Origin of the sequence: Paraburkholderia sp. BL10I2N1 (genome assembly GCF_004361815.1) — a bacterium.
In the GTDB taxonomy this organism is placed as follows: domain Bacteria; phylum Pseudomonadota; class Gammaproteobacteria; order Burkholderiales; family Burkholderiaceae; genus Paraburkholderia.
Window position 1 is genome coordinate 3,169,086 of record NZ_SNWA01000002.1, and the last position, 21,632, is coordinate 3,190,717.

At 62.6% G+C, this 21,632-nt stretch carries 21 protein-coding genes and 1 pseudogene; 14 read left to right on the top strand and 8 right to left on the bottom strand.

The features are described 5' to 3' along the window. Positions 1–76: 76 nt before the first annotated feature. The 7 genes and pseudogenes from B0G77_RS36670 to B0G77_RS36700 form a co-directional block, all read right to left on the bottom strand. Positions 77–856 carry a CDP-diacylglycerol diphosphatase gene (locus B0G77_RS36670; RefSeq protein ID WP_243751358.1) on the bottom strand — a complete coding sequence of 260 codons (780 nt, stop codon included), beginning with the start codon at positions 854–856 and terminating at the stop codon, positions 77–79. After that, positions 846–1,577, bottom strand: a complete 732-nt coding sequence (locus B0G77_RS36675) for a FadR/GntR family transcriptional regulator (RefSeq protein WP_133666632.1) — start codon at positions 1,575–1,577, stop codon at positions 846–848. Before B0G77_RS36675 ends, B0G77_RS36670 begins: the two co-directional genes overlap by 11 nt. Before the next feature lie 138 nt (positions 1,578–1,715). After that, on the bottom strand, positions 1,716–3,170 hold the full coding sequence (gene iaaH, locus B0G77_RS36680; protein WP_133666633.1) for an indoleacetamide hydrolase: 1,455 nt from the start codon (positions 3,168–3,170) through the stop codon (positions 1,716–1,718). An 82-nt stretch (positions 3,171–3,252) separates the two neighbouring features. Next, a pseudogene (locus tag B0G77_RS36685) lies at positions 3,253–3,504 on the bottom strand (ferritin-like domain-containing protein); the annotation flags it as partial. Between the two features lie 108 nt (positions 3,505–3,612). After that, positions 3,613–3,828, bottom strand: a complete 216-nt coding sequence (locus B0G77_RS36690; RefSeq protein ID WP_133667037.1) for a transcriptional regulator — start codon at positions 3,826–3,828, stop codon at positions 3,613–3,615. A 396-nt stretch (positions 3,829–4,224) separates the two neighbouring features. Next, positions 4,225–4,881, bottom strand: a complete 657-nt coding sequence (locus B0G77_RS36695) for an NAD(P)H-dependent oxidoreductase (protein ID WP_133666635.1) — start codon at positions 4,879–4,881, stop codon at positions 4,225–4,227. Between the two features lie 234 nt (positions 4,882–5,115). Continuing rightward, the gene (locus B0G77_RS36700) at positions 5,116–5,577 is read right to left on the bottom strand and encodes a hypothetical protein (RefSeq protein ID WP_133666636.1); all 462 of its coding nucleotides are present in this window, start codon (positions 5,575–5,577) and stop codon (positions 5,116–5,118) included. A gap of 848 nt (positions 5,578–6,425) precedes the next feature. Between B0G77_RS36700 and B0G77_RS36705 the strand changes: the two genes are divergently transcribed. The 8 genes from B0G77_RS36705 (at position 6,426) to B0G77_RS36740 (ending at position 14,426) form a co-directional block, all read left to right on the top strand. Continuing rightward, a complete protein-coding gene (locus tag B0G77_RS36705; protein ID WP_133666637.1) occupies positions 6,426–7,037 on the top strand; it encodes a hypothetical protein in 612 nt (203 codons plus the stop codon). 428 nt (positions 7,038–7,465) lie between these two features. Then, the gene (locus tag B0G77_RS36710; RefSeq protein WP_133666638.1) at positions 7,466–8,380 is read left to right on the top strand and encodes a Ku protein; all 915 of its coding nucleotides are present in this window, start codon (positions 7,466–7,468) and stop codon (positions 8,378–8,380) included. Continuing rightward, a complete protein-coding gene (locus tag B0G77_RS36715; RefSeq protein WP_133666639.1) occupies positions 8,377–9,216 on the top strand; it encodes a tetratricopeptide repeat protein in 840 nt (279 codons plus the stop codon). The genes B0G77_RS36710 and B0G77_RS36715 overlap by 4 nt, the downstream gene beginning before the upstream one ends. A 308-nt stretch (positions 9,217–9,524) precedes the next feature. Then, on the top strand, positions 9,525–9,749 hold the full coding sequence (locus B0G77_RS44915; protein ID WP_133666640.1) for a hypothetical protein: 225 nt from the start codon (positions 9,525–9,527) through the stop codon (positions 9,747–9,749). Positions 9,750–10,165: 416 nt separating this feature from the next. Further along, complete coding sequence (locus B0G77_RS36725) at positions 10,166–10,918, top strand: SDR family NAD(P)-dependent oxidoreductase (protein ID WP_133666641.1); 753 nt, start codon at positions 10,166–10,168, stop codon at positions 10,916–10,918. A 108-nt stretch (positions 10,919–11,026) separates the two neighbouring features. Next, on the top strand, positions 11,027–12,355 hold the full coding sequence (locus tag B0G77_RS36730) for an MFS transporter (protein WP_133666642.1): 1,329 nt from the start codon (positions 11,027–11,029) through the stop codon (positions 12,353–12,355). 56 nt (positions 12,356–12,411) lie between these two features. Then, a complete protein-coding gene (gene rhmD, locus B0G77_RS36735; protein ID WP_133666643.1) occupies positions 12,412–13,590 on the top strand; it encodes an L-rhamnonate dehydratase in 1,179 nt (392 codons plus the stop codon). A 53-nt stretch (positions 13,591–13,643) separates the two neighbouring features. Continuing rightward, complete coding sequence (locus B0G77_RS36740; RefSeq protein WP_133666644.1) at positions 13,644–14,426, top strand: SDR family NAD(P)-dependent oxidoreductase; 783 nt, start codon at positions 13,644–13,646, stop codon at positions 14,424–14,426. Here the strand turns inward: B0G77_RS36740 and B0G77_RS36745 are convergent. Next, positions 14,420–15,415 carry a LysR family transcriptional regulator gene (locus B0G77_RS36745; RefSeq protein WP_133666645.1) on the bottom strand — a complete coding sequence of 332 codons (996 nt, stop codon included), beginning with the start codon at positions 15,413–15,415 and terminating at the stop codon, positions 14,420–14,422. The genes B0G77_RS36740 and B0G77_RS36745 overlap by 7 nt on opposite strands. Before the next feature lie 131 nt (positions 15,416–15,546). Between B0G77_RS36745 and rhaM the strand changes: the two genes are divergently transcribed. From rhaM to rhaS, 6 genes are all read left to right on the top strand, one after another. Continuing rightward, positions 15,547–15,861, top strand: a complete 315-nt coding sequence (gene rhaM, locus B0G77_RS36750; protein ID WP_133666646.1) for an L-rhamnose mutarotase — start codon at positions 15,547–15,549, stop codon at positions 15,859–15,861. Between the two features lie 36 nt (positions 15,862–15,897). After that, a complete protein-coding gene (locus B0G77_RS36755; RefSeq protein ID WP_133666647.1) occupies positions 15,898–16,791 on the top strand; it encodes an amidohydrolase family protein in 894 nt (297 codons plus the stop codon). Positions 16,792–16,848: 57 nt separating this feature from the next. Then, positions 16,849–18,378: a sugar ABC transporter ATP-binding protein gene (locus B0G77_RS36760; protein ID WP_133666648.1), complete on the top strand. Its 1,530-nt coding sequence runs from the start codon at positions 16,849–16,851 to the stop codon at positions 18,376–18,378. Beyond that, positions 18,375–19,439, top strand: a complete 1,065-nt coding sequence (locus B0G77_RS36765; RefSeq protein WP_133666649.1) for an ABC transporter permease — start codon at positions 18,375–18,377, stop codon at positions 19,437–19,439. The genes B0G77_RS36760 and B0G77_RS36765 overlap by 4 nt, the downstream gene beginning before the upstream one ends. Continuing rightward, entirely contained in the window at positions 19,432–20,442 is a 1,011-nt protein-coding gene (locus B0G77_RS36770; protein ID WP_133666650.1) for an ABC transporter permease, read from the top strand. The genes B0G77_RS36765 and B0G77_RS36770 overlap by 8 nt, the downstream gene beginning before the upstream one ends. Before the next feature lie 85 nt (positions 20,443–20,527). Continuing rightward, positions 20,528–21,535 carry a rhamnose ABC transporter substrate-binding protein gene (gene rhaS / locus B0G77_RS36775; protein ID WP_133666651.1) on the top strand — a complete coding sequence of 336 codons (1,008 nt, stop codon included), beginning with the start codon at positions 20,528–20,530 and terminating at the stop codon, positions 21,533–21,535. The last annotated feature ends 97 nt before the right edge of the window (positions 21,536–21,632 follow it).

Consider the following 21,632-nt stretch of genomic DNA (forward strand, 5'->3'; position numbering starts at 1 on the left):
GTGCTGACTGAGTTGGCCACGCTCAACCGCCGGAGCGTGGGCGCCTCGAGCGCGACCAGCAGCGGTTGAAACACGGCTACGGTTGGCGCGCGATCTTGCAGGTGTGATCGAGCAGGGGTTCCGCCGACCCGCTGCCTTCATCGAGATCGAGACCACTGTTGACGATCAGCCAGCCGTCGCGCGCAGCCGATGGTCCCGCGCCGGTAACCAGCACGGTCTGCGAAGCCATTGCATCGGACGCAGCGCGATCGCGCGCGACGATGCGAAACGGGTCATCGCCCTGTGTCAACGCCGTCACGCGCATGACCCGGTAACGGTTGCCGTCGAGTGTGTCCCAGTGCCATTTGCCGGGGATATTCTCGCGATGCCGCGCGAGCGCGTCGATTACGTCGGCGCGCATGCAGTCGATATGGATATGCAGTTGCGACTGCGAGCGGCGATATGCCGAGTTGATCTCAACCCCCATTTGATCGTCGCCAAGCGGCCTCTTGACGGCCTTTTCGACGTAGGTGCGCGAATCCCACGCGTCAGACCAGTATCCGGGCGCATCGCGATCGAGAAGGCTTGGGCTTTCGATGCCGGGCACGCGCTCCGTCGGAATCAGCAGATACTGCGACGAGCCGTTGATGTCCTTCAGGATCGCATAATGCCCGGCCAGATCGACGCGCGTGCAGAAGCCCGGATTGCCTGCCGACCTCATCGACATCACGCACTGTCCGTCGACGATCTTCCACAGTGCATTCGAATCGGCCGCGGCGAGTTGCGCGCAGCCGGCGCTTGCTGCGGCGAGCAGCATGCTGGCGATTGTCCACAGCGCGACGCGCAGGGGGCGTCTGTTACGCGATTCAGGTCTCATTTGCGGCATGCTGTTCGTAGAGATGGCGCACGTAGATCAGATGCTGTTCGGCGGCCTTGCGTGCTTGCTGCGAATCGCGCGCCATCACGGCGTCGTAGATCGCCTGGTGCTGGTCGAGCAGTTGCCGTTCCATTGCGTCGTCGTAGTCGATGAGCCGGTGCGATTGCCGCATCGATTCGCGGATCAACGTGTGGATGCCGTGCATCACATGTGCAAGCGCGATGTTGTGGGTCGAGTCGGCGATTGCGAGGTGAAAGGCGGCATCGAGGTCGGCCAGTTGCGTGCGATCGGACGACAGCGCGCAGGCCTTCAGCGCCTCGAATGCGGCGCGGATGGCTTCGAGATCGCCGGGTGTCGCGCGCTCGGTGGCATAGACGGTTGCAATGGCTTCCAGACCTTGCCGCAATTCGAGAATATCCGCGCTCGTGCGTGGATTTTGCAGCAGCAGTTCGGCGAGCGGCTTCGAGATCACGGCGGCCGTCATGTCGACGACCACAAAGCCGCCGCGTCCGGTCATTTCGATGTAGCCGTCCGCTTCGAGCCGGATCAACGCTTCGCGCAGCGACGGACGCGACACGCCCAGCTGTGTTGCCAGATCGCGCTCCGCAGGCAAACGGTCGCCCGGACGCAGCGCGCCGTCCGAGATCAGCTGCTTAATCTGGTCCGATACGACGTCGGAAAGGCGCTTGCGGGTGAAGGTCGGGATCGGGCGAAATTGCATGAGATCAGCGGGCGTGGCGATGGACGGCGGCGTGTCCCGGCGCTCGACACGCGCAAACGCGGACCGCCGACGGAACGGAGGGATTATAGCGCCCGTCAGCTGGAGCCCGCGCCGGCGTGCCGCGAGCCCTTGCGGGCGTCACAGCACCGGCGGGGGCAACGATCCGAGCACCGTCTCGAACGCCACGCCGATCGCGAGGAGGTGCCGGTCGCTGCCGGTCGGGCCATCGAGTTCGAGACCAACGGGACGGCCGTCGCCAGTCATGCCAGCCGGCAGCGACAGTCCGGGAATACCGGCGTTGCTGGCTGGAGCGGTATTGCGCAGGAACGCCGCCATCTCGTCGACGGTCGGCCCTCCATCGACCGACACCGACGACGAACCGTTCACCTCGTCGATCGGCACGGCTGCGAGCAGGGTGGTCGGAAACAGCAGCGCGTCGATCCCGTGCGTCGCGAACGTATCGGCGTAGAGCCGCTGAAGTTGCGGACGCCATGTCTTCATGGCGTCTTCGTATTGTCCGGCGAAGACATCGGCGATGACGGCATCGTAGACGCCGCGCACGTCCGGGCTGGCGATTCGCGCGGCCAGTGCGTTGAGGGTTTTCACGGGCGCCTGGTTGGCGACGAGCCAGGCCGGCACGTCATCGGCGGCTTCATGCAGCGCCACGGGCGAACTGATCCTGTCGTTGAACGTGAGCAGTTCTGGCATATCGACCTCGACGAAGGTCACGCCGACAGCCGCGAGCCGGCCCAGCGCGGCACGGACGACCTGTTCAAGCGCCTGCTCCAGCCCGGCCCACAACTGTGCAGGCAGGCCGATGCGCAGGCCCGGGAGTGCAATGGCCGGCAACGCGGTATCGCCGGTCACGACACCGTCGAGCAGCGCAATATCCGCGACCGTGCGCGCCATGGGCCCGACCGTGTCGCGCGTGCGGCTGATCGGCACGACTGCATTCGTGTCGTGATAGCGCCGTTCGCGCCCGCCATTGCCGACCGAGGGACGAAAGCCGGCTGTGCCCGTGAGTGCGGCGGGAATGCGCGTCGAGCCGCCGGTGTCGGTGCCGAGTCCGGCCGGGGCGATGCGCGCGGCAATGGCCGCCGCCGTGCCGCCCGATGATCCGCCGGGAATCAGCGCCGCGTCATACGGATTGCGCACGATGCCAGCGTGCAGGCTCAGATTGGTGCTCGTGATCCCGAACGCCAGTTCGTGCATGTTGGCCTTGCCGAGCACGATCGCGCCGGCATCGAGCAGCCGTTGTACCGAAGGCGCGTTGGTCTGCGGAACGAAATTCTCGAGTGCGGGCGTGCCGGCCGAAGTCACGAGGCCAATCGTATTGATGTTGTCCTTGATGACGACAGGCAGGCCGGCCAGTGGGAGGCGCGCTTTCTCCCTTGCGGACAGTGCATCGATGCGCGCGGCGGCGTCGAGTGCTCCTTCCATATTGAGCGCCGTCAGCGCATTGAGCGTGGAGAGCGCGGCCGCGCGGGCAAGCAGCGTGGCGACATAGTCGGTAGCCGAAAGACGCCCCGCCTGAATTGCCGCGACCGCCTCGGTGGCTGTCAGCGCCAGTTGTTCATCGACCGTCCATGCCATGCTGTGCCTCTCTGTCCGTACCAGGGGTGCGCGGTGAAGACGTCCGCCGCGCGCTATCGTTTCATGAAGCGCAGTGGAAGTAGCGCGAGGAGCCGCGGCCTTCGGTCCGACGGGCAATGTTCCAGACCGGCAGCGAGGTCAGACGCCTGAGCGCATCAGGCGGGAGCGGCGGCCAGTCTGGAACGGCAGCTTTGCAGGGATTGTGCGCTTCCAGCAGCAGGCGGCTGAACATCTGCGTGTGCGCGTCGGAGCCGATCTTGACGCGTGCTGGATGACGAAACGTCCATTGGCGCAAGGCGCGATCTTCGGGTGCATGCGTCAGGGTATCGGACATGGCAGGCGAAAATGGGCGAGCGAACAGTTCGCCTATTCTGGCACAGCCTGCAAAAACATGATGCCGAAGCCGCCAGTGCACCGCCTGCGCCCGGATCCGGTCCGTCGATCACTGATGGCTATCGATCCACAAACGTCCCCAGCGGAACGCGTAGGCGAGGGCGTGCTCTTCGTCGAAGAAGTAGTCGAGTGCGTCGAACGAATACGCAGGGCCGCGGCTGGCAGTGAGCTTCTCGATGGTCAGATTGGCGGCGAACAGGCCGTTCGGAAGCCGCTGCGCCATGGGCGCGACCTCGTAGCCTTTATAGCGAATATTTCGAGTCATGGTCGTGGCGATGATCGTGCCCGCTTGCGTTCTGGGTTCACGCATCAAGCGAAGGTCGATTAATGTGCGGGCAGGGACCAGGCGTAGGCCGCGCCGCGTACCGCGTGAACCAGGCTTTCGTCGCAAGCAAATCAGGGGCGGCCTGTAACGGTCATCTGAGATTCGGATGTGGCGGTGTCGTATGCGCTTGAGAGCAATATCCCGCGCGCGTCAGGGGGCGTCTGTGGTTTGGCACACGAAAGACGGGGGCGCAGGACGGGATGTGTGCGGTGGCGCACCCTGACCGCCTTGCCGACAGGTGGCCCGTCGCACGAGGCAAACGACGACGGGGCGAGGGGGCGACGAGGCGCGATGACCTCGCCTCTGACGTCACGGTATCTGCGGATGACGCCGCGCTCAGTTTGCGAACGTCAGGACCTTTGCCGAACGGTTTTCCTGCGATACGCCAGCCTGTCGGGATGGTGTGTGCTGTGCCCCGAATGCGAGTGCGAATTGCGCCGCCTGACGGCCGACGGTTGCGAGTTGCTCGACGACCTTTGGATCGGAGCAGGTATCGACGGTTTCAAAGCGTGTCTCGAGTGTATTGATGCCCGCGCCGAACGGCGTTGGCCAGCCGCGCAATGCATGAACGATCGAGCGCAGCGACGTGAGTACCGAACCGGCCGCCTGCCACCCGTACGCAGTCACGATGCAGCCGACCGCGCGGCCGTCCAGATACGGACGCTCGTCGGAACGCAGTTCTTCCAGCGTGTCGAGTGCGTTCTTGACAAGGCCGGAGACGCCGCCGTGATAGCCCGGCGTCGCGATGATGATCGCGTCGGCGTCGCGAACCGCTTCGATCAGTTGAAGCTGTTCGTCGGTACGTTGCGAATTTTCCGGCGCGTAATGCGGCAAGCTGTGCAGAAAGATGCCCCCAAACAGATGGGTGCGCGCACCAGCGCTTTCGGCACCGCGCAACGCGAAACCGAGCGCACGCTCGGTAGACGACGCCGCGCGCGTCGTGCCACCGATTCCCACGACGAGTGGCCGGCGATGATGATCGAAACGGGTCAAGGAAATGCTCCTTCAACGGTGGCCGTCAGGCCCATGCGGCGGGCTGCGCGCGCGGGAACCCGAACGAACCAGACTTGAATCGCCATCTTAGTGACTGATTGCGCCGGCGCGAACGTGTTTTTTGTTCTAACGATATAAGCGGGAGGAGTGCTGCGGGTGACTGGCCGAGCCAGAACCGCCCGTGCGGCCCCTGCATTCGACGACACTGACCTACGGGTTCCTGCAAGCCGTGCGTCAGGCAATGGCGGTGTTGCGCGCGGAGCGAAGGATGCCTTCAAGCATTTGCGCTTCGGCCCTTGCGATGTCGCCAAGCGATGCGACGGACAGTTGCCGGTCGAAGATCTCGAGCGCAACGCAAAGCTGCGCGTAGTCTGCATCGCAGATGAACCATGTGCCTTCTCTCTTTTCACCGATATCGATATGCATCATTGTCGAATGCGCTGCCTCGACATCCGGAAGTGCGTACGGTTCGTGTCCGAGACGACACAACTCCTCGGCGACCAGCAGTTGTCGAGCCAGGGTCACGAAGAGGTCGCGCGAGCCATGGCCTCGCCGGAAGGCATCCAGAGCGGTGTAGCACTGCAAAAGCATTGCCTCGGTGACGGGCTCATGTGCGGCTCGGGTATAGGTGAGTGCACGAAGCAGCGGTGACATGGCCGGCTGCGTAGGTTTGCGGGTTCGCGATTTGCCTGACATGATGGGTTGAATCTCCTTCCGTAACTCTCGATACCGCCACTAAAGCGCTGCTGGCCGGAAAAACGCCATACGATCCGCCAGCGACCGGAACAGAGTTGCTGCACACGCTTGGATTCATCATGGCAAGCGATTATTAAGACAGGCTTAATCGTCGGGGGGAGCGAGGCCGCGGTCGTGGAGGTTGACGAAAAAAAGCCCTGTTCCACGAGGGAACAGGGCCCGGCAGGATGGAAGAGTCGATCAGGCCCGTGGAGGCCTGTGGATCTCGTCCCACTACAACAACCATATTGTTGATTCAACCACCTGTTGCGTCACGACTGGTCCTTCACCTGCTGCTTGGTGCGAACCCCACAACTTTTGTCGCCTGGCGACTTTCTTTGCAATGCACGGCAACACTATCTGTTTCACCAACGACTGCGTTTACTGCCCGGTGCTTCAACGAACAACAAGGACAAACTGCTATCAACGGTACGGTTCAAACCAACGCGGAGGGGAACCGCGTCGATGGGTTCAATGACTTGTTGCGCCCATGGAAAGCAGTTTAAGGAAAAAAGCGCGTCGGCAATCGCTCGAAGCGAGGGCAATTGCCCGCGTAATTCGCCGGATGGCGGCGCACCGGACTTCGGGATGGCCGCGCGGAGCGGCGCCGCCGGGTAATGAGGGAGGCACCGGATTGCCCGCTGGAGTCTGCGAGGCACCGTGCAGGGCTGGTTGCCCCGCGTCCAGAGCGGGGGAGCAACAGCGGTCATACGCGCGAGCGTTCTTTTTGGTATGTTCCGGTTCATGTTCGCGATGGTTTCGTCCTGACCGGCTTTTCGTAGCGGCCCATACTCCCGGGGGAAACGCAGATGAGTGGATACAAGACTGATGCATCCCGCCTGGCCCGGGTTGCGCTGGCTGTTTCGGTCGGTTTTCTGTTGCTGCAACCGGTCGCTGCCCAGAAGCAGAAGGCCAGTCCCCCTCCGGGACGGCAGGCGATCGGCGCGATGGCGCTTCGGCATATTCAGGCCCGTGTCGCCGGGATAGACCCCGTGCACAACAGTGTGACCTTGCGTGACCCTCGCGGCGAGATGGCCGTGATCGAAGTCAATCCGGATGTCGCCGACATAACGAAGCTGGAGGTCGGTGACAGAGTGAACATTGCCTACAGGAGCGCCATTCTGATTCATCTGGACAAGGTGGCGTCGAGTGGAATCCGGGCGCGCGTCGAAACCGAAGTCGTGCAGCCAGCGTCGGGAGGCGTGGTGACATCCACTCGCAGCGTGGAAGTATCGGCGACAGTGCTGGTAGTCGACCGAAAGCATCGCCAGGTCACGCTGCGCGGTCCGATCCAGACGGAGGTCTTCGATGTTGCGCCGGACATCTCGCTCGGTAACCTGAAGGTCGGTGATTCGGTTCGCGCGGTCTTTGTCAGTGCTGTCGCGGTATCGGTTGCGCGGGAGGGGGCCGCGCCCGAATGATGTACTCAGGAAATCAATGATTTGATTCGTACTGCGTATATAAGAAATATAAGGTCAGAGACGTTTATATATTGATGAACACTTTTGCGGAACGCTCTAGAGAGAGTGATTAACTTGAGACCGACAGTCCATCTCCCCGCGCATTCGCAAGTTGAAAGAAGGTTAGCGATTGGCGACCAACCCAGGCGCGCCCGCGCTTGCCGGATTTCATCGCCAAGATTACAGTTTCGTTAACTTGACCGAACGGCCCCGCAAGACGGCAATCGAACCGCTGGGGCGCCCATGCGACGGCCGGGAATTGGAACTTTCGCGGTGGTAAGCTTTTGGCATCGTTCGGCCATGAATAGGGGCCGCATCTAAATCCGGCAGGCATCGGGGAGCCGGCCATACCGAGCCGGCGCACGGTGCTGGCTTGCGAGGAGAAGCACATGCCTGCGCGCTCAATCGCATCGCTATCGTTATCCTTCGGTCTGGTTTCCATCCCCGTCAAGCTATATTCGGCCACCGAAAGCGCTTCGGACGTCAGGTTCAACCTGATGGCGCCGGACGGATCCCGCGTAAAGCAGCAGTACGTGTCGGAGTCGACGGGGGAAGTCGTCGAACGGTCGTCGATGAACAAGGGTTATGAGTTCGAGAAGGACAGATTCGTCGTTTTCACTGCCGACGAACTAAAGGCGCTCGAAGAAGGTGCGAGCCATGTCGTAGAGATAGTGGCCTTCATTCCCGAAAAATCCGTCGACCCGATTTACTACGACAAAGCCTACTTCATCGCACCGGACAAGCGCGGCGGCAAACCGTACAGCCTGCTGCAGCAGGCGTTGCTCGAAAGCCATCGATGTGCGCTTGCAAAATGGGCTTCCAAGGGAAAGACCCACATTGTTCTTGTCAGACCGACCGACGAGGGGCTGATTTTCCAGCAGCTCTTCTATGCCGACGAAGTCAGGTCTCTGGCGGACCTGCACATCGAGCACGTACCGGTATCCGACGCGGAGCTGAGCCTCGCGCTGCGGATCATCGAACAGGGCACTGAAGACAACTACGACCCGACCGCTTATGAGGACGAGGAGAAAAAGCGGGTACTCGCCGCGATTGACCGGAAGATCGAAGGCAAGCAGGTTGTCTCGGCCGAGCCGGTAGAGCCGGCTTCCGGTGGGCAGGTCATCGATCTGATGGAGGCATTGCGGGCAAGCCTTGCAAAGGGAGGCGCCAAGGCGAAAACAGGCGTCCGCAAGAGCAAGGAGGCTGACGAAATCGCTGCGAGCGCGCCACCGCGGACGAGGAAGCCGGCGCAACGCGCCGAAAAGGCGCCCGCCATTCCAGCCAGGGTTCGGGCTCGCAAGTGACACGCAAACGCAATCAACACGACATCTCGTTACGCAAGCTCCAGTCGCTGCTGGGTGTCTCCCGGCGAGTGTTGTCCGGTTTGATCGCAGCCGGATTCGTGACACCTTCGCGGGGGCCACGAAATGAGCTGCGATTTACTTTCCGGGACGTCGTCGTGCTCCGCACCGCCTTTCAACTGCAGTCCGCGAAGATATCCTCGCGCAAAATTCTTGCTGCACTTGCCCGCCTGAAAGCTGAACTGCCCGATGAGCTTCCTCTTTCAGGCATTCGAGTCACCGCTGTGGGTAACACGGTTGCGGTGAAAACCGGGCCTTCGAAATGGGACGCCAATACCGGCCAGCTTTTTCTGGATTTCGAAATCGCTGAAATCAAGGGCGATGTCGTATTTCTGGAGACATCGCCAGAGCAAAAGGACGCTGTAGTTCATGCCGAGGAATGGTACGCACTGGCTGAGCAACTGGCCGATGTGGACGCCGGGGGCGCGGAGCAGGCGTATCGAAAGGCCATCGAGCTCTCCCCGGAACCGTTTTACGCTGCGTATGTGGATTTGGGCGCGCTCCTTTGCGAGGACGAACAGCGATGCGAGGATGCGCTCGGCATCTTCGAGCAGGCTCTGGCTCTTTTTCCGGAAGACGCCGTCCTGCACTTTAACCGGGCCGTGGCCCTCGAAGGCGTCGGCCGCCTGGAAGACGCGGAGCGCAGCTATGCGCGCTGTCTCGAGATCAATCCCTCCTACGCGGACGCGCACCATAACCTCGGTTTGCTTCGGGACAGGCGCGGGGACAAGCAAGGGCTCGTGCGTCATTTGAGCGCCTGGCGCCGGCTCAACAGCTGACAGGAAACCGGCCCGGCTGCGCTTGAGCCAGGACCCATGGATCGGTGGTTCACACGCCTCCCAGCACCGGTGGAATGCAAGTGTTGGCTTTCCGCATTGGCAGGCTGATGCAGGTGTTAGCCAGAACCCGACACTGCGACATCCTTTCCGCCCGCCGTTGACCTGATCCTGCCAAAGTAGCGCGCTGAAGGCTTGTGTAAGAGGCCAGAGGGGCGAGCGGTGCCTGCACAGGCACACTCATTGCGTAAAAGGCTCAGAGCCCGCTTCTGGCGCGGCTCTCAGACTGCCGAATCTCAATGGAGGCAAACGTGCTGGCGACGAAACCCTGCATCGCAACCTGTGTAATTGACGGCGTCGCTGTCACGCTCACATTCTTGCCCGACACTGGTGTCTTGCGAATCACCGACCCCACAGGCGCCCGCTTGAGGGAAACCACGTGGTCCGCATCGTGGCAGAGCCTTATTGCGACGTTTCGCGAGCTCAGCGAAACACCGGTGGAAGACCGTGCCGACCCGGAAACGCTATTCCGGTAGCCTGGCTGCCTCAGATGTCCTCGTGCCTGCGGCGAGACGCCCAACATCCCTGTGACGGACCATCCGCCACGAGCTGCCCCAGCCGTCCAATCCGCTTTTGTTATCGCTTCATCCAATACTCGAATTGTTGAGGTATCGGTCTCCCCGTATATTGGCGTCACAAGCCGACAGGCACACAAGCCAGGTACAACAACCATCTTGCATGGGACCGGAGTAGGCGCTAAAGCGCCAACTCCAGGTACAACAACCATCTTGCATGGGACCGGAGTAGGCGCTAAAGCGCCAACTCCAGGTACAACAACCATCTTGCATGGGACCAGAGTAGGCGCTAAAGCGCCAACTCTGGTCGACATACATGTTGCATGGGACCAGAGTAGGCGCTAAAGCGCCAACTCTGGTCGACACAGGAGACAGGTATGAACCGGATCGATCTCGAAGGCCGCGTAGTCGTCATAACCGGGGGCGCACGTGGCATCGGCTACGCCGTGGCACAGCGGGCGCTGGAGTCGGGGGGCTCGGTCGCGCTCTGGGATGTCGATGCAGACCGCCTTGCCCGCAGCGAACGGGAATTGAGCGAACGCGGCAAGGTATCGTCGGTCGTGGTCGAACTGACCAGCGAATCCTCTGTGGCCGACGCCACCGCCACAACGGTGCAACGGCACGGCGGCATCCACGTACTGATCAACTGCGCCGGCATCACGGGCGGCAACGGCAAAACCTGGGAACTGGAGCCGGAAGTCTGGCGCCGCGTCATCGACGTGAACCTGATCGGCCCGTACCTCACCAGCCGCGCCATCGTTCCGGTCATGCTGAAGCAGGGCTACGGCCGCATCGTCAATATTGCTTCGGTGGCCGGCAAGGAAGGCAATCCCAACGCGTCGCACTACAGCGCGTCAAAGGCCGGTCTCATCGGCCTCACCAAATCGCTCGGCAAGGAACTGGCCACCAGCAACATCCTCGTCAACGCCGTGACTCCCGCCGCAGCGAAGACCGAAATCTTCGACTCGATGGCTCAGGAGCACATCGACTACATGCTGTCGAAGATCCCGATGAACCGCTTCCTGCTGCCTGAAGAGGCGGCATCGCTCATCCTCTGGCTCTCTTCGGAAGACTGCGCGTTCAGCACCGGCGCTGTATTCGATCTCTCGGGTGGCCGGGCGACGTACTGAGTTCGCCGTGCGAATGCCTGACACCAGCAACACCTGAAAGATCCGTTCGTGCCTGCATCAGACAAGCTAGCCGACCCGGTCACGACGCCGGGCGTATCAGGAGACACCATGGATGCGACGTCGCCTGCCTCGACAGAGGCCGTTGTCGGCAAGGTCATGCGGCGCCTGCTGCCGTTTCTGCTGCTGATGTATGTGCTGGCGTTCCTCGATCGCGCGAATATCGGATTTGCGCAAAAGGCCCTGCAACATGACACGGGTCTTTCCGATGCCGCGTTCGCCTTCGGTGCAGGGGTGTTCTTCGTCGGCTACGCGCTGTTCGAGGTGCCCAGCAACCTGCTCTTGCATCGGGTCGGTGCGCGGCTCTGGATGTGCCGGATCATGGTGACGTGGGGCATGGTCTCCGCGGCCATGGCCGTAGCGCACACGCCGTCGGCGTTCTATACGCTGCGCTTTCTGCTGGGTGTCGCGGAAGCGGGCTTTTTCCCGGGCATCATCTACTACCTGACATACTGGTTTCCGCAAGCGGCGCGCGCACGTGCACTCGGCGTCTTTTACTTCGGTGCGCCGCTGGCGTTTATTTTCGGTAGCCCGCTATCGGGTCTGTTGCTCGAACTGCATGGCGCATTCGGTCTCGCCGGCTGGCAATGGCTGTTTCTGATCGAAGGCGGCCTCGCGTCGGCCGTGGGCGTCTGGGCTTTCTGGTATCTCGACAACCGGCCCGCCGACGCACGCTGGCTCGATGCCCCACAACGCGATGTGCTGGCAGCCGCGATCGACGCGGATGCGCGCGATGCCGCGGCACACGGCCCGCGCAGCGTGCTGGCCGCGCTGTTCGATCGCCGGGTGCTTTCGCTTGCGTTGATCTATCTGCTGATCCAGGTCAGCGTATATGGCGTGATCTTCTATCTGCCGCAGCAGGTTGCTGCATTGCTCGGCGCGAAAGTGGGTCTGCGCGTGGGTCTCGTGACGGCCTTGCCCTGGTTGTGCGCGGTCGCCGTGACCTGGTGGGTGCCGCGTCGCGCGGACCGCTTTGGCGGTCATCGTCGCTGGGCCGTCCTGTTGCTGGTCGTCGCAGGGCTTGGCATTGCGCTGTCCGGGATGTTGCACGGCCCCGCCCTGGCTCTGGTTGCGCTGTGCTTCGCAGCCAGTGGCTTCATCGCCGCGCAGCCGCTTTTCTGGACCTTGCCCACGCGGTATCTCACGGGCGCCGCCGCGGCGGGGGGCATCGCGCTCATCAATTCGCTCGGCAGCCTCGGCGGCTTTGTCGCGCCGACGCTCAGAACCAGCGTCGATCACGCGTTTCCCGCAACATCCGCGGGCCTTGCCGTGCTCGGAGCCGCCAGCATCCTCGCGGCACTGCTGATCGGCACGCTGTTTCGCCGCAACGACGCCCCTTCGACCTCTCTCTTTCACCACCCGATGCATCGCGCCAGATAACCATGCAGCAACGCTAGCGGACGCGAATCGCAAACGGAAAAACGGAGCCCGTTCTCATGACCATGCCCACCATACGGCACGTGCGTGCCTTCATCGTTCGCGGCGGCGGCGCCGATTACCACGATCAGCCAGGCGGTCACTGGATCGACGATCACATCGCGACACCCATGGCGCGCTACCCGGAATATCGTCAGAGCCGTCAGTCGTTCGGTATCAATGTGCTGGGCACGCTCGTGGTCGAAATCGAAGCGAGCGACGGAACCGTCGGCTTTGCGGTGACAACGGGCGGAGAGATCGGCGCCTTCATCGTCGAAAAACATCTTGCCCGTTTTCTCGAGGGGCAACGGGTTACGGACATCGAGAAAATGTGGGATCAGATGTATTTCTCCACGCTGTATTACGGCCGCAAGGGCGTGGTGCTGAACACGATCTCGGGTGTCGATCTCGCGTTGTGGGATCTGCTCGCAAAGATCCGCAAGGAACCGGTGTACCAGTTGCTGGGCGGTCCGGTGCGCGATGAGCTCGTGTTCTATGCGACCGGCGCGCGGCCGGACCTTGCGAAGCAGATGGGTTTTATCGGCGGCAAGATGCCGTTGCAACATGGGCCGGCCGAAGGCGGGGAAGGGTTCAAGAAGAACATCGAGAAGCTCGCCGACATGCGCTCGAAAGTCGGCGACGACTTCTGGCTGATGTTCGATTGCTGGATGAGCCTCGACGTGCCGTATGCGACGCGTCTTGCGCAGGCGGCGCATGAGTATGGCCTGAAGTGGCTCGAAGAGTGCCTCCCGCCCGACGACTACTGGGGTTACGCCGAACTGCGCCGCAACGTGCCGCGCGGCATGATGGTGTCGACGGGCGAGCACGAGGCGACACGCTGGGGTTTCCGCATGCTGCTCGAGATGCAGTGCTGCGACCTGATCCAGCCGGACGTCGGCTGGTGTGGCGGCATCACCGAACTGATCAGGATCTCGGCGCTTGCCGACGCGCACAATGTGATGGTCGTGCCGCACGGTTCGTCGGTATACAGCTATCACTTCGTGGTCACGCGTCACAACTCGCCGTTTGCGGAGTTCCTGATGATGGCACCGAAAGCGGACCAGGTCGTGCCGATGTTCACGCCATTGCTGCTCGACGAACCGGTGCCTGTCAACGGCCGTATGAAGGTGCCCGACACGCCGGGCTTCGGCGTACGGATCAATCCGGAATGCGCGCTCGCGCGGCCTTACGCGCACTGAGTGCTGAAGCTGAAGTTTGAGCGTGATAGGGCGAAGAACCTGGGGGATAAGACGTGCTGCTCGAGAACAAGGTAGTCATCGTCACAGGCGGGTCGCGCGGCATTGGCCGGGCCATTGCCGTTGCATGTGCAACCGAAGGCGCCGACGTGGCGATCAACTTCTGGGGCGACAACGATGCCTCATATGGCCGTCGTTCAGCGGTTGCCGAGGTGGTCGTGGAAATCGAGGCGCTTGGCCGTCGCGTGATCGCGGTCGAAGGCAATGTGGCAAAGCCTGAGACGGCCACAGAACTCGTGAGTCGCACGGTCGGTGCGTTCGGCAAGGTCGACGTGCTTGCAAGCAATGCGGGCATCTGTCCGTTCCATGCATTTCTCGACATGCCGGCGTCGGTGCTCGAAACGACCGTGGGTGTGAACCTGAACGGTGCGTTTTACGTGACGCAGGCCGTTGCGCGGCAGATGAAGGCGCAGGGCACCGGTGGCGCGATCATCGCGACAAGCTCGATCAGTGCGCTCGTCGGCGGCGGCATGCAGACGCATTACACACCGACGAAGTCGGGCGTGCATTCGCTGATGCAGTCGTGCGCGATTGCGCTTGGGCCTTACGGCATCCGCTGCAATTCGGTGATGCCGGGCACGATCGCCACCGACCTGAATGCCGAAGATCTCGCCGATGAAGCAAAAAAAGCGTACTTCGAGAAGCGCATACCGCTTGGCAGGCTGGGCCGTCCCGAAGATGTCGCGGATTGCGTGGTATTTCTCGCGTCCGACCGCGCGCGCTATGTAACGGGCGCGGCGTTGTTGGTGGACGGCGGCCTCTTCGTCAACCTTCAGTGAGCGGGCTGCGTCGTGATGGTGGGTGCGTCGGCCGTACCTGGGTCGTCGCGAACGAGCGCATGCGAAAAACCGCGCAGCAGGCTGACGAAGTGTTCGGCCGGCTCGGCAAGCGGCTCGCCCTTGCGTGTCAGCAGGCCGAAACCCGGCAGGCTTTTGCCGATCTCGACCGGCAGCGCGACAAGCAGTCCGCCGCGCACATGATCGCGCACGACGGATTCCGGCAACATCGCAACGGCGTCGTAGTTTTCGAGCAGTTGGAGCGTGGCGAAGATGGATGCGCATTCGGTCAGATTCACCGGCGTCGCAAGACCCGCGCGGGCGAGTTCCTCTTCGAAGAGCACCCGTGCTGGACTGGAAAGCGGTTGAGCGACCCACGGCCACTCGATCAACTCGCGCAGCATAATGGATGTGCAGCCGGCAAGCGGGTGCGCGCTTCGCACAACCAGCAGCAAGGTCTCGCGGGCAAGCGGTTCGAAGCTGAAGTCGTTGTGCTGGAGCGGATTGGTCAGGCGGCCGAGTGCAAGGTCGATTTCGCGGCGATGCAGCAACTGGACGACCTGATCGCTGGTTTCGCCGAGGATGCGCACGTTAAGGAGCGGCCGCCCGGTTTTGAGCGCAGCCACGGCCATCGCGAGCAGATCGGGCGCCGCGCCCATGATCGCGCCGACCGTCAACTGACCGTGCCCGCCTTTACGTTTCACGTCGAGATCTTCGGCGAAGCGGGTCAATTCGGCGAGCGCACGCCGCGCATAGGCGAGGGTCACGACGCCAAGCGGCGTGGGCTGCATGCCACGGGCATTGCGCTCGAACAGCAGGAAGCCGAAAGCCTCTTCGATGTCGCCAAGCATACGGCTTGCACTGGGCTGCGCGACGTTGATGGCGTCGGCGGCCAGATGGACATTGCGGGCGTCGTCGAGTGCGACGAGCAGCGCGAGATGCTTGAACTTGAGCCGGTTGACGAGGGCGACCGTGGCGGCGTTGTGGTTCATGGACCCTGTGCGATTCGGTTTCTGGATCGCCCAATCCCAACTTCGGATTGAGATGCTATCGACGCCCGAATTATAGTCGTTCCAGACGCTTCGCCCGAGAAAGCGCGGAACACAACTGGAGACAGGCCGTAATGGAGACAGTGGCTTTCCGGATGGCGCTCAATCCCGGCATGCGAGAAGAATACGAACGCCGGCATCGGGACATCTGGCCTGAGCTGGTTGATGCGCTGCACAACGCGGGGGTGCGCGACTACCGGATCTTTCTCGACGAGGAAACCCACCACCTTTTTGCGGTGTTGAGCCGGCCGGACGATCACCGGATGGACCAACTGCCGACGCTCGACGTGATGCGCAAATGGTGGGACTACATGGCCGACATCATGCAGACACAGCCCGATCACGCGCCGCTGCAGCAGCCGCTCGTGCCGGTATTTCATCTTCCCTGAATGATCATCAAACCTTCAACGGGCGGAGGGTGTCCCATGCAAGTGGTCGACCCGCACATTCATCTGTGGGACCTGAAGGCGCATCACTATCCGTGGCTGGCGAAGCCGGGTGTGTCATTCGTCGGCAATGCGCGAGACCTGAAGCATGACTATCTGGTCGCGGATTTGCATGCCGATGCGCAGGATATCGACGTGCTCAAGGTCGTGCATGTCGAGGCGAATCACGATCCGGCGGATCCGGTCGAGGAGACGCGCTGGTTGCAGTCCGTTGCGGACTCGGCTGGGTCGCGTGGCATGCCGCAGGCTATCGTGGCAGCGGTGGACCTGTGCGCGCCGAATGCGGCGCAGGTGCTGGAAGGGCATACAGCCTTTGCGAATCTGCGCGGCGTGCGGCAGATTCTGAACGTTCACTCGGACCCGCTTTATGACTATGTCGGCCGGCATCTGATGCGCGATCCGTTGTGGTGCGAGAACTTTTCGCTGTTACGGCGTTACGGGCTGTCGTTCGACATGCAGCTTTATCCGTCGCAAATGGACGAAGCCGTCGCGCTCGCGAATGCGCATCCGGATACGCAGTTCATCGTCAATCACGCGGGCATGTTCGTGGATCGCAGCAGCGTCGAAGGATATCGCGCCTGGCGCGACGGCATGCGGCGCCTCTCCGCCTGCGGCAACGTCGCGGTGAAGATCAGCGGGCTTGCCATGTTCGACCATCGATGGACGGTGGAGAGCCTGCGCCCGTACGTGCTCGAAACGATCGATACGTTCGGCACGGCACGCGCGATGTTTGCATCGAACTTTCCGGTCGACCGACTGTTCGGGTCGTACACCGATCTGTGGCATGCGTATGCGTCGATTGTCGAAGGCGCCAGTGCAGATGAGAAAACGGCGCTTTTCAGAAGCAACGCGGAACGGTTTTACCGCATCTAGCCCCGGCATCATAATTTCAGGCGGCGTCAAACGCGCTGCAGGGAAGGAGACAACGCTGTGCAGGATCAAACTTCACGCCTACCGCGGCTCGAACTCAGGCATGCGAGCAAATCGTTCGGACGTGTACGTGCGCTGTCCGACGGCGAACTGGTGCTGTGGCCGGGCGAAGTGCACGCGCTGCTCGGCGAAAATGGCGCGGGCAAGTCGACGCTCGTCAAGATACTGGCGGGCGTGCATCGCCCCGACTCAGGCGACCTGCACATCGATGGCATCGCCCGGCAGTTCATCAGGCCAGCCGAGGCGCGTGACGCCGGCATCGCGGTGATCTATCAGGAACCCACGCTGTTCTTCGATCTGTCGATTGCCGAGAACATCTTCATGGGCCGCCAGCCGGTCGACCGCGTGGGCCGCATCCAGTACGACGCGATGCATCGGGAAGTGCGCGATCTTCTGGCGTCGCTGGGTGTCGATCTGCGTCCGGAGCAACTGGTGCGGGGACTGTCGATTGCCGACCAGCAGGTCATCGAAATCGCCAAGGCGCTGTCATTGAATGCCAACGTGCTGATCATGGATGAGCCGACCGCCGCGCTTTCGTTGCCGGAGGTCGAGCGGCTCTTCACGATCGTGCGCCGGCTGCGCGAGCGCGACGTCGCCATTCTGTTCATCACGCACCGTCTCGACGAAGTCTTCGCACTCTCGCAGCATGTGACGATCATGCGCGACGGCGCCAAGGTTTTCGACGCGCCGACCGCTGATCTCACCACCCCGGCGATCGTTGCAAAGATGGTCGGACGCGATCTGGAAAGTTTCTATCCGAAGGCCGATGTGACGCCTGGTGAAGTGCGTCTCTCGGTGCGCGGACTGACGCGCATCGGCGTGTTCAAGGACATCTCGTTCGATGTCCGCGCCGGGGAGATCGTCGCGCTTGCGGGGCTCGTCGGCGCGGGGCGCAGCGAAGTGGCGCGGGCGATCTTTGGTATCGATCCTCTGGACGCTGGGGAGATTCACATTGCAGGCAAGCGCTTAAGCCCGGGACGTCCCGCCGCCGCCGTTCAGGCCGGGCTTGCGCTGGTGCCGGAAGATCGCCGCCAACAGGGCCTCGCGCTGGAACTGAGCATCGCGCGCAACGCCTCGATGACCGTGCTCGGCAGGCTGGTCCGGCATGGTTTGATCTCCACGAAGAGCGAGCGCAACCTCGCGACGCAGTGGGGCGCGAAGCTTCATCTCAAGGCAGGCGATCCGTCCGCCCCGGTCGGCACGTTGTCGGGCGGTAATCAGCAGAAGGTGGTGTTAGGCAAATGGCTGGCCACGAGTCCAAAGGTGCTCATCATCGACGAGCCCACCCGTGGCATCGACGTCGGCGCCAAAGCGGAAGTCTACGGCGCGCTTGCGGAACTGGTGCGCGACGGCATGGCCGTGTTGATGATTTCAAGCGAATTGCCTGAAGTGCTCGGCATGGCCGACCGCGTGCTCGTGATGCATGAAGGGCGTATCACGGCTGACATCGCGCGCGCCGATGCCAACGAGGAACGGATCATGGGCGCGGCGCTGGGCCAGTCCCCGGTGACACTGGGGCACGCGGCATGATGCGCCACTCCACCACTCACTCGCCCGTGGCAAAGCTGGAGCAGCCCGGTATGAAGCGATCCGCGTCCGGCGCGGGCGGACTCGTGGCCGGCATTGCGAAGAGCCGCGAAACGACGCTGTTCGTCGTGCTGATCCTGCTGATCGTCGGCACCGGGCTTGCGCAGCCGCAGTTCCTCAATTTGCAGAATCTGCGGGATGTGCTGCTGAACGTGTCGATCGTCGGTTTGCTGACAGCCGGGATGACAGTGGTGATCCTGATGCGGCACATCGATCTGTCGGTGGGGTCGACGGTCGGCGTGAGTGCCTATGCGGTCGGCAGCCTGTACGTCGTGTTTCCACACATGCCGGTGGTCGTCGCGCTGGCGGCGGGGCTCGCGATCGGTCTTGTCGCAGGCGGGATCAACGCGTTGCTGGTGGCCGTGGGCCGCGTGCCTTCGCTGGTCGCGACGCTCTCGACGCTCTACATCTTCCGCGGCGCCGACTACGCGTGGGTCCACGGCGGCCAGATCAACGCGACCAGTCTGCCGGAGGCATTCTCACGGCTTGCGACGGGCACCGTTTTTGGCATCCCCTCGCTCGCCTTGATCGCAGCCGCGGTGCTCGCCGGTCTGTCCATCTACCTGAAGCAGTTTCGCGGTGGCCGCGAGCACTACGCGATTGGTTCGAACCCGGAGGCGGCGCGCCTCGCCGGCGTGAACGTCGAACGGAGGGTGATGGCCGGGTTCCTCATCTCGGGCGCGATTGCAGGATTTGCGGGCGCACTGTGGCTCGCGCGTTTCGGCACCGTCGACGCCAGCACGGCGAAGGGCATCGAGTTGCAGGTCGTGGCCGCAGCGGTCGTGGGTAGCGTGGCGATTACCGGTGGCGTCGGCACGATACTCGGCGCGACGCTGGGCGCACTCGTGCTGGGCGTGATCAGTATCGCGCTGGTCGTACTGCACGTCTCGCCATTCTGGGAACAGGCGATCCAGGGCGCGCTGATCGTCGCGGCTATCGCTGCGGACACGTTGCTCGCGCGCTCCGTGGCTAAACGCATGATGAGGAAACGCGATCATGGCTAAACCCGATTCCGGCTTGTTGACCCGGCGGCGCGAGACGCCGCTGCAATGGGAAGTGCTGCTTGTCGTCGTGCTGGTTCTCGCGCTTGTGCTGGGCCGCGTGCTGTCGCCCGTGTTCCTGACCTCGGCGAATCTGGGCAACGTGCTCGCCGATCTGACCGAAATCGCCTTGATGGCACTGCCTATGACGCTCATCATCGTGGCCGCGGAAATCGATCTGTCGGTGGCGTCGGTGCTGGGCGCGTCGAGCGCCCTGATGGGTGTGCTGTGGCACATGGGCTTGCCGATGCCGGTGGTCATCGTGCTGGTGCTGGTCGGCGGCGCGCTCGCCGGCCTGCTGAACGGGCTCGTGATCGTGAAGCTGAATCTGCCTTCGCTGGCGGTCACGATCGGTACGCTGGCGCTGTTTCGCGGTCTCGCGTATGTGCTGCTGGGCGATCAGGCCGTCGCGGATTTCCCGCCGGCCTATACCGCGTTCGGCATGGATTCGTTGTGGTCCACGTTCATTCCCTTGCCGTTTGTGATCGTCATTGTCTGCGCCGTGGTGTTCACGGTGCTGCTGCAGGCGACGGCGTTCGGCCGCAGCCTGTATGCGATCGGCGCGAATCCGACGGCTGCCGCGTTTTCGGGTATCGATGTCGCCTGGATCCGTCTGCGTCTGTTCATCCTGTCCGGCACGCTGAGCGCGCTGGCGGGCATCGTGTACACGCTGCGCTTCACCAGTGCGCGCGGCGATAACGGTGAAGGGTTCGAACTGTCGGTGATCGCTGCGGTGCTGTTCGGCGGTGTGAGCATCTTCGGCGGACGCGGCTCGATGTATGGCGTGTTGCTGTCGCTGCTGATCGTCGGCGTGCTGAAGAATGCGCTCACGCTCGACGACGTCTCCAGCGAAACGCTCACCATCGTCACCGGCGTGCTGCTGCTCGCGTCGGTGCTGATTCCGAATCTGGTGGCGCGCTGGCGCGCCATGCGCGACCGGCGCTTCATTGCGAAATCCACGCCCTGAAGACAGGGAGAAGGTGGCAGTCCACATCCGAACGATTAACAACCCCGGGCGGCCTACGTCCGACAACACAGCCAGGAGACATTTCATGTTTAGACCACTACGTAGCGCCGGCGCGGTAGCGCTGTGCGCGGCCCTGCTCGGTCTCAGTTGCGCTGCGGGCGCGGCGGACCTCAAGAGCGGCTTGAAAATCGCGTTTGTCCCCAAGCAGATCAACAACCCCTATGAAGTGATCGCGGACGACGGCGGCCTGGCTGCGATCAAGGACTTCAACGGCGTCGGCAAGGTGGTCGGGCCATCGGACGCGGGCGCGTCGTCGCAGGTGCAGTACATCAACACGCTGACCACGCAGCACCAGGACGCCATCGTGATCGCCGCCAACGACGCGAACGCGCTCGTGCCGTATTTGAAAAAGGCGATGTCGCAGGGTATCAAGGTCGTGACGTTCGATTCCGACACGGCGCCTGAAGGGCGGCAACTGTTCGTCAATCAGGCCAACGCGGAGAGCATCGGCCGCGGGCAGATCCAACTGGTGTCGAAACTGATGGGCGGCGAAGGCGAATTCGCGATTCTTTCCGCCACGCCCAACGCGACGAACCAGAATACCTGGATCAAGTGGATGCAGGAAGAGCTGAAAAAGCCCGAGTATTCGAAGATGAAGCTCGTCAAGATCGCGTATGGAAATGATGACGATCAGAAGTCGTTCGTTGAAACGCAAGGGCTGTTGCAGGCGTACCCGAACCTGAAGGCGATCGTCGCACCGACCTCGGTCGGGATTGCGGCTGCGGCGCGCTATATCTCGACGTCGTCGAGCAAGGGCAAGGTGGCGGTCACCGGCCTCGGCACGCCGAACCAGATGCGCGCGTTCGTCAAGAACGGCACCGTGACGGCGTTCCAGTTGTGGGATCCGGGTCAACTCGGCTACCTCGCGGCGTATGCAGCGGCGAATCTTGCGTCGGGGACGATCTCGGGCAAGGAAGGCGAGTCGTTCGAGGCGGGCAAGCTGGGCAAGCGCACGATCGGTCCCAAGGGCGAAATCATTCTTGGACCGCCGACGACTTTCGATGCGAGCAACATCGATAATTTCAATTTCTAGAGATAGCGCGACTGCAAACCGCCGTTATTTCACGAATTGACGCAGACGCCCTTCGGGGCGTCTTTTCATATGAGGCCGGAGTTCAGAGGCGTTTCGC